The organism is Flavobacterium sp. Leaf359, from assembly GCF_001423985.1.
In the GTDB taxonomy this organism is placed as follows: domain Bacteria; phylum Bacteroidota; class Bacteroidia; order Flavobacteriales; family Flavobacteriaceae; genus Flavobacterium; species Flavobacterium lindanitolerans.
Map to the genome: position 1 here is coordinate 372,264 of NZ_LMPW01000013.1, position 12,645 is coordinate 384,908.

A 12,645-nucleotide genomic window follows, 5' to 3' on the forward strand; every position below is an offset into this window, starting at 1 on the left:
ATCAACTGCTACATTATGGTCAATAGCCAGCTATACTCCGGTTACAGTAAATCTGGCTGTGACACCGGCAGTTCAGGGAAATCCTTTCAATGATAGGGAATATGCCACAGGCGAAGTCAGTCCGGTACCTAATGGGCAGGCGGGTGGTGCCAATTCCTTTGCCCTGGTTAATTATACCAGTACTACAGGAGCCGGAGATATCAGTAACTGGTTAATCAGCCCTGTGGTTACAGTAGAAAATGGCGATGTTGTTTCTTTCTGGTCAAGAAAAGGAACTTCAGCAACACTAGATTTTGCAGATCGTTTGGAACTTAGAATGAGTACGGCTGCCACACACACCAATCCGGCAGGAGGTTCTACCAATGTAGGTTCCTTTACCACAGTTGGGGTTACTGTCAACCCGACATTAGCTACCGGTTTTGTATATCCTAAAGTTTGGACAAAATATAGTTTTACCGTTTCCGGACTTTCCGGTCCAACAGCTGTAAAGTTTGGATTTAGATATTTTGTAACAAACGGTGGGCCTACCGGCGATAATTCTGACTTAATTGGAATTGATACTTTTGAAGTCAGCAGGGCGTTGAGCAGAGATGATTTCTTTGCAAACAACTTTAGCATGTATCCTAACCCGTCCACAGGAATTGTTAACCTGTCCGGTAAAAATAATGTGGCGATTAATACGATCCAGCTTACGGACCTGAATGGAAGAGTGGTAAGAAATATAAATGCAAATGGTGTTTCAGAAACACAAATTAATATTTCTGAATTGACTTCCGGAGTTTATTTCCTGAACATACAGACTGATTCCGGTACGGGTACTACAAAAGTAGTGAAGAACTAATATTGTTTAATGGATATATAAAAAAGGGTAGTTTTTTATCAGGCCGATTTTTTAACTAAATTGAAATTGTGAAATAATTCCTTTTTTTGTTATATTCGGTACGTATTAACTAAATTTTTTATGAGAATGCTTTTGCTTGCAAGAGGCTATTAATCAAAATCATACTTCGAAAGAGCCTGCTTTTTTAAGTAGGCTTTTTTGTTTTTTTAATGGTTTTGGTGCCAAATATCAAAAAGGCTATATAAACAATATTGTGATAAAAGTTTTTCTTAACTAATACAGCAGCACTATTTTTTAAAGTTAAAGTGCTGATTATTAGTATAATTTTTTATTGTACGCCTCTCTTTATAAAACATCAGTTTTTTTGTTTGAAAATAAAATAAATGTTAAATTTTTATTTTGTGCATTGTCAATCCAAAAATAGTTCTGAAGTTTGTACCATCAAAAAGAAATAAAAATGAGAACTATTATTTGTCATACGTACTGCAAGATGTGGAAAATTTCCGCAGGAGGTACTATTGCCAAATTTTAAGTTTTTTAAAATATATAGCAAAAAAAGCCTCTGTTGAATTACAGGGGCTTTTTTTTTGAAAATAATTCTTTGAGAAAATAAAATAAAAATGAACACGATAACAACGATTATTTGTAAAAAACATATGTGGATGTATTGCCACCTAAAACTCCATTGCCAAAAGCGAATGACGTAATCTCTTTATATATTCAAGTGTGAAGTCCTTTTGGTAAACCGTCCAAAAGGACTTTTTTGTTTTAAGTCTCAATTATAAATCTCAAAAAAAAATAAAAAATATGAAAGCAATAAATGTATTAGGATACTCAAGAAATAATGAGCAATTCGTAGTGAAAACACAAAATTCTGATGTCAGAATAAGCAGGAATGAAAAATTTCCGGAACTGGAAGGGCCAAGTCCGTTTGAATATATACTTGCAGGATTCGCAGGATGTGTCAATGCGGTGAGCCAGCAGGTAGCTTCAGAGTTAGGCATCAACCTAAAGTCGTTACAGGTAGAAATAACCGGAGTTATAAGTCAGGAAGAAAGAGTAGGCTTCAGCAAAATCGAAATCGTGCTAAAGCCAACAACAGATACTTCGCTTCAGGTACTCCAGAAGTGGTTAAAATTAGTACAGCAAAAAAGTCCGGTTTACGACAACCTGGTCAATTCAACACCGGTCGAGCTGATTTTATACAAAGAATATAATTATGCAGCATAAAGCATAAATCGCATTTGTTTAGTTTGTTTTATTTGTTTGTTTGTTGAAAGACTGCTTTTGATTGCCAGTCAAAAGCAGTTCTTTTAATCAAAAATCTTCAGAACCATGTCAGTTAAAAAAATAAATATCATTCTCTTCGGAATAGAAGAGACAGGGAGTTCTCTCATAACTGAGGTGCTTTCCAATCAGGAATCACTCCTTGAAAATAACAATCTTGATTTGAGATTGCCGGTAATAACCAATTCCACCGTAGCCTTCTTTGAAAAACCAACAGTAAGAAATTCCTGGGAAGCCAATTTTATCCAATTTGCCGTTCCTTTCAAAATAGCAGATATAATTAATTTTGTTCAGGAAAACGAACTCGAAAATCTTATTGCTGTCGATACCTCAAATACAGAAGACATCCTTCCTGATTATTTCGACCTGCTCCAGAATGATTTTGATATCATTAGTGCTAATCCATTGGTGCAGGCATTTTCGGCAGATTTCAAAATGGCATTAAACAACAGTATCAAAAAAACGGAAAAAGATTTTGTCTTCGTAAACCCAAATGAGAAGCATCTTTCCCCGAAACTGCTTGAACAAATTCTAAAAATTGCAGCCAAACAAAATTTTAGGATAGCGGTATAATTTCTGCAAACTATTGCAAAAACCAAACATATTGCATTACTTTGCAGTGTTCTTAAAAATATTGATTGTTATCACGAAAGGCGGAGGGATTAGACCCGATGAAGCCTTAGCAACCCTTTAAGCTTTAAAGAAGGTGCTACATTCTACCATATTATTGGATAGATAACACACGAAAAATCTACTTTTTTTCTCCCTTTTCCTGACAACATATCGATACTTTTTTCAACCATTCATGGCCTGGGATTGTTTTTTCTATGCCATCGATTTTTGAAAAATACATTAGGACTTTTAGATTCATCAGAATCTTGAATAATCTAATAATAGTAAAAAATGTCAGGCATACACAAAGCTATCAAAGAAAGAATTCTCATCCTTGACGGAGCAATGGGAACCATGCTCCAGCGGTATAATTTTTCGGAAGAAGATTTCCGTGGTGAAAGATTCAAAGAATTTCCGCATCTGCTGAAAGGCAATAACGACCTCCTTTCATTAACCCAGCCAAAAGCAATACAGGAAGTCCACCGCCAATATTTTGAAGCCGGAGCAGATATTGTAGAAACCAATACCTTTTCAGGAACAACCATAGGTATGGCAGACTATCATTTGGAAGATTTGGTTTATGAATTAAACTATGAATCGGCCAGACTGGCCCGAGAAATAGCAGATGAGTTTACGGCAAAAAATCCGGATAAACCACGTTTCGTGGCGGGTTCTATAGGACCTACTAACAGAACGGCAAGCATGTCTCCGGATGTAAATGACCCCGGTTTCCGTGCCGTGACCTTTGATGAATTACGCATTGCCTATAAACAGCAGGTCGAAGCCCTGATTGATGGAGGTTCCGATATTCTGCTGGTAGAAACCATATTTGATACCCTGAATGCAAAAGCAGCACTGTTTGCCATTGAAGAAGTCAAAGAAGAAAGAAATATAGATATTCCGGTCATGGTTTCCGGCACGATAACAGATGCTTCAGGAAGAACACTCTCCGGCCAGACCGTAGAAGCATTCCTGATTTCCATTTCTCACATTCCGCTATTGAGCGTAGGATTTAATTGTGCTTTAGGAGCAGACCAGTTAAAACCTTATTTACAACGACTTTCGCATAATACCACATTCAATGTTTCGGCACATCCCAATGCAGGTTTGCCCAATGCTTTTGGGCAATATGACCAGACACCGGAAGCTATGCAGGTTTTGATTCGGGAATATCTCGAAGATAATCTCATTAACATAATTGGAGGATGTTGCGGAACAACCCCGGAACATATCCGCCTGATTGCAGAAGTAGCAAAAGAATATTCACCCAGAATTGTAGAACCGGTTTAGACTGTAGAAAAGAATAAGAAAATGGCAGATGTCGATTGTAAAAAATACTTAAGATTATCAGGTCTCGAACCTTTAATCATAACACCCGAAAGCATTTTTGTAAACGTAGGAGAACGTACGAATGTTACCGGTTCCCGAAAATTTTTACGCCTGATAAAAGAAGAAAAATACGAAGAAGCATTGGATATTGCCAGGGCTCAGGTAGAAGGAGGCGCACAGATTATTGACATTAATATGGATGAGGGAATGCTTGACGGCGTTCGCGCCATGACAATTTTCCTGAATCTGATAGCTTCTGAACCAGATATTTCCCGCGTTCCGATAATGATTGACAGTTCAAAATGGGAAATTATCGAAGCAGGACTAAAAGTAGCCCAGGGGAAAAGTGTTGTCAATTCTATCAGTCTAAAAGAAGGAGAAGAAAATTTTATTCGTCAGGCAAAACTGATAAAAAAATATGGTGCAGCAGTCATTGTTATGGCTTTTGACGAGACAGGACAGGCAGACACCTATGAAAGAAGGATAGAAATCTGTAAGCGTTCGTATGATGTTTTGGTAAACAAGGTAGGTTTTCCGGCAGAAGACATCATTTTTGACCCGAATATTTTTCCCGTTGCAACCGGAATGGAAGAACACCGCCGGAATGCAGTAGATTTCTTCAGGGCTACCAGATGGATTAAGGAAAATCTTCCCTATGCAAGTGTCAGCGGTGGTGTAAGCAATGTTTCATTCTCATTCCGCGGTAACGACAGGGTACGTGAAGCAATGCATTCGGCGTTTTTGTACCATGCTGTCAATCACGGTATGACTATGGGAATCGTAAATCCGGAAATGTTGGAAATCTATGACCAGATTCCCAAAGATTTGCTGGAATATGTTGAAGATGTCTTGCTTGACAGGAGAGATGATGCCACAGAAAGACTTTTGGCATTTGCAGAAAATATAAAAGGAGATACAAAAGAAGTTTCAGAAAAGCAGTCACAGGAATGGCGTTCGCTTCCACTTCAGGAAAGATTGACACACGCTTTGGTGAGAGGAGTTGATGAATTTATTGATGCTGATATTGAAGAAGCCAGACAATTGGCTACAAGGCCTATTGAAGTCATAGAAATCAATCTAATGACAGGAATGAATGTAGTAGGAGATTTATTCGGAAGCGGGAAAATGTTTTTGCCGCAAGTAGTAAAATCAGCACGTGTCATGAAAAAGGCGGTTGCTTATCTGTTGCCATATATTGAAGCGGAAAAAGACGGAAGTTCCAGTTCAGCCGGAAAGGTTTTGATGGCAACCGTAAAAGGTGATGTTCATGACATAGGGAAAAACATAGTGGCGGTGGTTTTGGCTTGTAATAACTATGAAATCATTGACCTTGGTGTCATGGTACCATCCGAGAAAATTATTCAGACAGCCATTGAGGAAAATGTAGATATAATAGGACTAAGCGGATTAATCACGCCTTCTCTGGATGAAATGGTCTATCTGGCAAAACAGATGGACAGGCAGAATGTCAAAATTCCAATAATGATTGGTGGAGCAACCACTTCAAGAGCACATACAGCCGTAAAGATTGCTCCGGAATATAGGGAAACAGTAGTTCATGTCAACGATGCTTCGCGTGCTGTTACTGTAGCCGGAAATCTCATAAATAAGAATACCAATCAGGAATATTTCAAGAGCCTGCGTATGGAATATGATGAGCTTCGCGAAGGTTACCTAAGTCGGAGCCGTGATAAAAACTTCTTAAGCATAGAGGAAGCCAGAAAAAATAAGCTGCAATTGGACTGGACTAATTTCACTCCGGCAAAACCAAACACTATAGGAACAAAAGTCATCGATGTAAAATTAGGAGAATTGGTCGATTATATCGATTGGACACCATTTTTTAGAACATGGGACCTGCATGGAAAATTTCCGGAAATACTAAAAGATGAAATTGTTGGCGAACAAGCTAAAGTGTTGTTTGCGGATGCTCAGGACATGTTGCGCCAGATTATACAGGAAAACTGGTTAGAAGCAAAAGGCGTGTATGCAATATTTCCTGCCAACCAAATCAATGATGATGATATTGAATTACGGGATGAAAATGGAAAGCTTCTGCAAACTTTCCTGACTTTAAGACAGCAGTCTGCAAAAACAAAAGGAGCACCCAATATTGCCCTGTCTGATTTTATAGCGCCAAAAGATTCCGGAATTACAGATTATATAGGAGCATTTTGCGTAACGACAGGTTTTGGAGTAGATGAAAAAGCGGCGGAATTCGAAAAAAATCTCGATGATTATAATTCCATTATGGTCAAAGCATTGGGCGATCGTTTTGCCGAGGCTTTTGCCGAATATTTACATGAAAAAATAAGGAAAGAAATCTGGGGATATGCTTCTGACGAAGTATTAAGCAATGAAGCCCTGATTAAAGAAGAATACAAAGGAATCCGCCCGGCACCAGGATATCCTGCTTGCCCGGATCACTTGGAAAAACCCACTATCTGGAAATTATTAAACGTAGAAGAAAATATTGGCGTGACTTTAACCGAAAGTATGGCGATGTGGCCGGCATCTTCGGTTTCCGGTTATTATTTCGGACACCCAGAAAGCAAATACTTCGGACTGGGAAAAATTAAAAAAGATCAGGTCGAAGACTATGCAAAACGCAGGAATGTTTCCTATGAATATGCCGAAAAATGGCTAAACCCAAACATCGCAGATTAAATTAGTTGTAAAGTCATCAAGTCGCAAAGTCATCAAGTCATCAAGTCATCAAGTCATCAAGTCGTCAAGTCAAAAATCAAAAATCTGAAATCAAAAATTTAAGATCAGAAATCTAAAATCTGAAATCAAAAACAAATGAAAGTAACAGAACATATAGAAAAAGCCAATGGCAAATCGCTTTTTTCTTTCGAAATACTACCGCCATTAAAAGGGCAAAATATCCAGTCAATTTTTGATAGCATTGACCCGTTAATGGAATTCAAACCGCCTTTTATTGACGTGACCTATCATCGTGAGGAGTATGAATACAAAGAATTGCCCAGCGGTTTATTGGAAAAAAAGATTGTAAAGAAACGACCGGGAACAGTTGGTATTTGTTCGGCAATACAAAACAAATACCAGGTTGATGCGATTCCGCATATTCTTTGTGGCGGATTTACAAAGGAAGACACGGAAAATTTCTTAATTGATTTGGACTTTCTCGGAATCCAAAATGTGGTTGCCTTGCGTGGTGATGCCGTAAAAAATGAAACCTATTTCAAGCCGGAAAAAGAAGGAAACCATTATGCTTCTGAACTTGTAACACAGATTACCAACCTCAATAAGGGTATTTATCTGGATGACGAATTGCAAAATTCTTCATCCACAAATTTCTGTATTGGTGTAGCCGGATATCCTGAAAAACACATGGAAGCACCAAGTTTGGATAGCGATATCTATTTTCTGAAACAGAAAATAAAAAACGGGGCGTCCTACATCATTACCCAGATGTTTTTTGACAACAAAAAATTCTTCGACTTTGTTGCCAAATGCAGAAAAGAAGGCATCACGGTTCCTATCATTCCGGGATTAAAACCTATTTCAACCAAAAAACAATTGAATCTGGTGCCACATCGTTTTAAGGTCGATATTCCGGACGAACTTATTATGGCTATCGTACGGGCTAAGGATGCGGATGCTGTGAAGCAAATAGGTATAGAATGGTGCATTAGCCAAAGTAAGGAGTTAATTAAAGAGGGAATACCCGTTTTGCATTATTATTCAATGGGGAAGTCGGAAAATATTAAGGCAATAGCCAGAGAGGTATTCTAAATTAGGTCTTGCAAGATTGTTTTAATTGGTTATTTTTGAGTCTTATAAAAAGTTTTGTATGCTGCAAAAATACCTGTCTCAAGAAAAAATCGCCTGGTTTTCTATTGTAATTGCCATTCTGGGAATTTTTATTCCCATGCTTACAATTGACTACAATACCGCTTCAAAGGAAATGGTATATACAATTGGCTTCATAAAATACATTTTCCAGTCAATTCATCTTACCATTTTTGATCTGGAAGATTTTTATACGTTCAAGTTAGGAACAGGTGACGGCATGTATATGCATTACAATCTGTTAAATGCATTTTTTTATGTTTTGCTGATTTTAGGGGCGGTGTTCTATTTGAGAAGTAAAGCCAAAGAAACAAGATTGCTACGCTTTGTTTATTCTGTAATATTCATAACAAAAGTTTCTTCTTTTATTTTGGGTCTTTTTTCCATTGTTTTAATGGAAAATACAACAAATTCTTTGGGCGTTTTCCTATATGTATTATGGTTCATGGACTACGTTGTTATGGCTTTCTATGCTTACCTCGCTTTTTCAATACTCAAGTACATTGAAATGGGAAAAACATTCGAAACCATTGAAAGAACCTATGAAACACATACCAGTGTTACTCTGGTTGAGGCCGGACGTTGGAGAAGATTTTTCCATCTGATTATGGATGACTTCATAATGATTCTTGTATTTTCTGCCTCATTCGAATTCTTCATCAGAACAGAGAAGTTACAGACTTTTGTATCTGCCTTACAAAATGGATTAGGTGATAGAGTAGCTTTTATTATAATTTTTGCCTTTTTCAGGGTGTTCTATTATGCCATTTTTGAATCCGTTTTAGGAGTAACCTCCGCAAAAATGCTTACGGAAACCCGAGTTACAGATGAGGAAGGGAATAAACCACCCGTAAGTTCTATACTAAAAAGAACATTTTTAAGATTGGTCCCATTTGAAGCACTTACCTTTTTTACACCTTCCGGACTTCATGACAAATGGTCGGAAACCTATGTAATTAAAGAACAAAGAACAGGAGTTAGCGGAGCATGGTATCTTTTAATTGTTCCGGTTACTATTGTGGTGGGATTACTCATCGCTTTTGGAATTTATAAATATGAATCCCTGCAGGCCGAAAAGAAAGAACAGGCTATTATTCAGCAGAATAAAGAAGTTTTTGCCCACAAATTAAAAAATCTGTCTACAAACGATTTTATAAAACTGGAATCACTGGACTATGCCAATTCCGATATCTATTTAAAAACAGAAGAAATAAAACCGGACGGAATAGTGTTCTTGATTCTTGATGCTCAAAAAGATTATTCAGAGGCAAAGGGGCCAAATTTTAACGAATACTCTGTGCCTGATTTTTTGGAAAAGATTTATGCTATTGAAAAAGAAAGTGCCAAAAAAGTGACCATTTCCAAAGGTCAGCTCGAAAAGGCAATCGAATTAAATGCAGGATACAGTTACTCAAATCAGGATACGGAAAATGCCTTAAATATTGGCGATGGTAAAAAATATTCGATAAAAAGTATTGAAACCTATTTTATGCCCCGTCTAACGCTTATTGATAATTATTCAAATGATAAAATAAAAAATGTCATAGTGACAAATGAAGGATGGAAGGCAGAACTGATAAAAATTTCCAATGCGCAATTGTATTCCGGACAACCACCAATACCTTTATATAAACAGTCCCAGGCTGTAATTACGATTCCACAGGCTGAAAATTATAAATTTCAGATTACGATAAAAGATACCTTAGGAAGAATATTTTCCTATGAAATATCAAAAGAAAAAGAATTGGAAGCCGTAATTAAAAGGACAAAATAAGTGCTTAAGAAATTATATATTTTTATTTTTTCGATTCCATTAGCTGCTTTTTCCCAGGAAATAAATGGGAAATATACAGTTGATGTCAATTATTTTTATGGAAACATTTTACCGCACAATAGTACTATCAAGCACCTGATTACGGAACATCCGGAAGGTATGCTGATAAGTTTTAACAGAAAAACATTTGGCAATAAGGAATGGGAATCTGAATATAATTTTCCGGATTATGGGGCATCTTTTCATTATGAAAACACCAAAAATCCCGTTTTAGGTGATTTGTACGGGCTTTATGCACACTACAATTTTTATTTTTTAAACAGGAGCCTGATGTTTCGTGTTGGGGAAGGAATTTCGTATAATACTAATCCCTACGATAAAGATACCAATTTCAGGAATATGGCTTATGGAACACGTTGGATGACATCAACTTATATAATGCTGAATTACCACAAAGAGAATCTTTATAAAAACATAGGCTTGCAGGCGGGAATTAGCTTTTTTCACCATTCTAATTCGAATATGGCCTCGCCCAATACAAGTACCAACACATTGGCTGTAAATCTTGGGGTTAATTATTCTTTTGAAAAAAGTGAGAATCTGAAACGGATGACTATAATGTATGATACAATACAAAATTTTAAAGAACCGGTTCGATTCAATATTTCATTCCGTTCCGGAAGGAATGAAAGTGATATTATTGGTAGTGGAAAATTTCCTTTTTATGTATTGTCTGCCTATGCAGACAAACGCCTTTCCAGAAAAAGCGCTATCCAGTTTGGAGCTGATTTTTTTATGATGAAATATCTGGAAGAATACATCAGATATAAATCTGCTGCCTATCCTGATTACCATCTTGACCCGGATACGGATTATCGTAGGGTAGGAGTTTTTGTAGGACATGAACTTTTTATCAATAGGCTCTCAATTGAAGCACAGGCAGGATATTATGTTTATGCACCATTTGGTTATTTAGGACCATTTTATCAAAGAATTGGTTTGAAATATTATTTTAGTGACACTATTTTTGCAGCACTAACGCTAAAAACACATGCTGCAAAAGCAGAAGCCATGGAAATAGGAGTTGGGATAAGGCTATGACACATTTTTACAAACACATGACGAACAAATTTTTTTACCTGCTTTATCTAGTACCGTTACTGTGCTTTTCTCAGCAGGAAAACAGCAGATACACTCTTGATATCAATAATTTTTATGGAAAGATTTTAAAGCATACCGAAGAAATCTCCCAATTCACAGATAAAAGACAGGAAGGGATACTGATAAGCCTTAACAGGAAAACGTATGGTGAAAAACCATGGCAGTCAAGATATAACTATCCGGATTATGGTCTCTCGTTCCAATATCAAAACATGAACTATGAAGCTTTAGGACATTTTTATGGCTTGTATGGACATTATAATTTTTATTTCTTTCAAAGAAACCTGATGTTCAGGATTGCACAAGGAATTGCCTATAATACCAATCCCTATGATGCCGTAACCAATCCTGAAAATCAGGCTTATGGAACACATTGGATGCCAGCTACCTATTTTATGCTAAACTATAAAAAAGAAAAAATCTGGAACGGATTAGGGGTTCAGGCCGGATTGTCTTTTTTCCACCATTCCAATGCGAATTTAAGAACGCCCAATAAGAGTACAAATACTCTGGCGCTTAATATAGGAGCGGTATATGATTTTGAAAGTAAAGAACCGCTTCAGTATATTGAACATAAAGATTCTGTCAGATATACAGAGCCCATACGCTACAATCTGGTTTTCAGAACCGGATTTAATGAAAGCGATTTGGTTGGCAGCGGCCAATTTCCTTTTTATGTGTTTTCTGCCTATGCAGATAAGAGATTGAGCCGTATAAGTGCCATCCATATTGGAGCAGATTTCTTTATCTATAAATATTTAAAAGAAACCGTAAAGCGAATTGCTGCAGACCCAAATTTAAACGTCAGTCCTGATACAGATTATCGGAAAGGCGGGATATTTGTTGGTCATGAGCTTTTTATTAATAGGCTTTCTCTTGAAACACAATTCGGATATTATGCCTATGCTCCGTTGGATTATCTGCCTCCAATTTATCAGAGATTGGGACTTAAATATTATTTGGCAGATGAAATTTTTATGGGTGTCGCTTTAAAGACCCATGCCGCAAAGGCGGAAGCATTAGAATTTGCATTGGGAGTTCGTTTATAAAAAGTAATGGATAGAAGTATGATGAAAGCCAAAATAACTACAAGAATAATTGTCCTGTTTTCGATAGCTTTTTTGTCATGCGATTCGGAAAATGCAAATGATTGCTTTCAGACCTCAGGGACTCCAAGTACAAGAGAATTTGTGGTTGACGATTTTAAGAAAATCAATATAGCGGAAGGAATTGAATTAATTATAAAACAGGGGCCAGAAAAAAAGGTAGTTGTAAAAACAGGAAAAAATTTGCTTGGCGGAATTACAGCTGAAGTTCAGAATGAAGAACTTTTTCTCCGGAATTCCAATGGTTGCAATTGGGTTCGTGATTACAATACGACTCAGGTTTATGTAACAACTCCAACACTAATAAACATATATTCGTCTTCACAATTTGGAGTAAAATCCGATGGTGTTTTGGGTTTTCCATCCCTTGGCCTGCAATCAGGAATGTTTAGCGATACAGCTTCCGGAACTTTTGAAGTGGAGGTAAATTGTAATCAACTAACGATAGAAGATAATAAGGATTCTTATTTTGCGGTATCAGGTACTGCTCAGGCTTTATATATAGGTTTTTATAATGGTAATGTCAGATTTGACGGTTCTGATTTGACCGCAAAAGAAGTTCATGTTTTCCACAGAAGCTCAAACGACATCATTGTAAAGCCAATAGATAAAATTTCTGGAACCATTTACAGTACAGGCAATGTTGTTTTAAAAAACGTGCCGCCTGTAATCGAGGTTACGCAGCTTTACCGGGGACGTTTGGTATATCCGTAAGAAGT

9 protein-coding genes, 1 pseudogene and 1 riboswitch are annotated in these 12,645 nt (G+C 37.0%); all 10 genes and pseudogenes read left to right on the forward strand.

What is annotated here, in order from left to right:
• Positions 1–841 (forward strand): T9SS-dependent choice-of-anchor J family protein (locus ASG38_RS14135; RefSeq protein ID WP_082482228.1); only part of this gene is annotated, 841 nt, incomplete at its 5' end.
• A gap of 807 nt (positions 842–1,648) precedes the next feature.
• Positions 1,649–2,071: an OsmC family protein gene (locus ASG38_RS14145; RefSeq protein WP_056072338.1), complete on the forward strand. Its 423-nt coding sequence runs from the start codon at positions 1,649–1,651 to the stop codon at positions 2,069–2,071.
• Positions 2,072–2,176: 105 nt separating this feature from the next.
• The gene (locus ASG38_RS14150; protein WP_056072340.1) at positions 2,177–2,701 is read left to right on the forward strand and encodes a hypothetical protein; all 525 of its coding nucleotides are present in this window, start codon (positions 2,177–2,179) and stop codon (positions 2,699–2,701) included.
• A 65-nt stretch (positions 2,702–2,766) separates the two neighbouring features.
• A riboswitch (SAM riboswitch) is annotated at positions 2,767–2,870 on the forward strand.
• A gap of 161 nt (positions 2,871–3,031) precedes the next feature.
• Positions 3,032–4,030, forward strand: a complete 999-nt coding sequence (locus ASG38_RS14155) for a homocysteine S-methyltransferase family protein (RefSeq protein WP_056072342.1) — start codon at positions 3,032–3,034, stop codon at positions 4,028–4,030.
• Positions 4,031–4,048: 18 nt separating this feature from the next.
• Positions 4,049–6,736, forward strand: a pseudogene (gene metH, locus ASG38_RS14160) (methionine synthase); the annotation flags it as partial.
• 135 nt (positions 6,737–6,871) lie between these two features.
• Positions 6,872–7,828 (forward strand): methylenetetrahydrofolate reductase [NAD(P)H], encoded by a 957-nt coding sequence (gene metF, locus ASG38_RS14165; protein WP_056072349.1) that lies wholly within the window; start codon positions 6,872–6,874, stop codon positions 7,826–7,828.
• 58 nt (positions 7,829–7,886) lie between these two features.
• Positions 7,887–9,659, forward strand: a complete 1,773-nt coding sequence (locus ASG38_RS14170) for an RDD family protein (protein ID WP_056072352.1) — start codon at positions 7,887–7,889, stop codon at positions 9,657–9,659.
• Positions 9,660–10,760, forward strand: coding sequence for an acyloxyacyl hydrolase (locus ASG38_RS14175; protein ID WP_056072355.1), 1,101 nt, complete (start codon positions 9,660–9,662; stop codon positions 10,758–10,760).
• 17 nt (positions 10,761–10,777) lie between these two features.
• Entirely contained in the window at positions 10,778–11,869 is a 1,092-nt protein-coding gene (locus ASG38_RS14180; protein ID WP_056072358.1) for an acyloxyacyl hydrolase, read from the forward strand.
• Between the two features lie 18 nt (positions 11,870–11,887).
• The gene (locus tag ASG38_RS14185) at positions 11,888–12,640 is read left to right on the forward strand and encodes a head GIN domain-containing protein (RefSeq protein WP_235498599.1); all 753 of its coding nucleotides are present in this window, start codon (positions 11,888–11,890) and stop codon (positions 12,638–12,640) included.
• The last annotated feature ends 5 nt before the right edge of the window (positions 12,641–12,645 follow it).

Excerpts from the sequence above, each read along its gene's own strand:
- ASG38_RS14180 (WP_056072358.1), top strand. The coding sequence starts at position 10,778 with ATGACGAACAAATTTTTTTACCTGCTTTATCTAGTACCGTTACTGTGC.
- ASG38_RS14185 (WP_235498599.1), top strand. The coding sequence starts at position 11,888 with ATGATGAAAGCCAAAATAACTACAAGAATAATTGTCCTGTTTTCGATA.
- ASG38_RS14155 (WP_056072342.1), top strand. The coding sequence starts at position 3,032 with ATGTCAGGCATACACAAAGCTATCAAAGAAAGAATTCTCATCCTTGAC.
- metF (WP_056072349.1), top strand. The coding sequence starts at position 6,872 with ATGAAAGTAACAGAACATATAGAAAAAGCCAATGGCAAATCGCTTTTT.
- ASG38_RS14170 (WP_056072352.1), top strand. The coding sequence starts at position 7,887 with ATGCTGCAAAAATACCTGTCTCAAGAAAAAATCGCCTGGTTTTCTATT.
- ASG38_RS14150 (WP_056072340.1), top strand. The coding sequence starts at position 2,177 with ATGTCAGTTAAAAAAATAAATATCATTCTCTTCGGAATAGAAGAGACA.
- ASG38_RS14145 (WP_056072338.1), top strand. The coding sequence starts at position 1,649 with ATGAAAGCAATAAATGTATTAGGATACTCAAGAAATAATGAGCAATTC.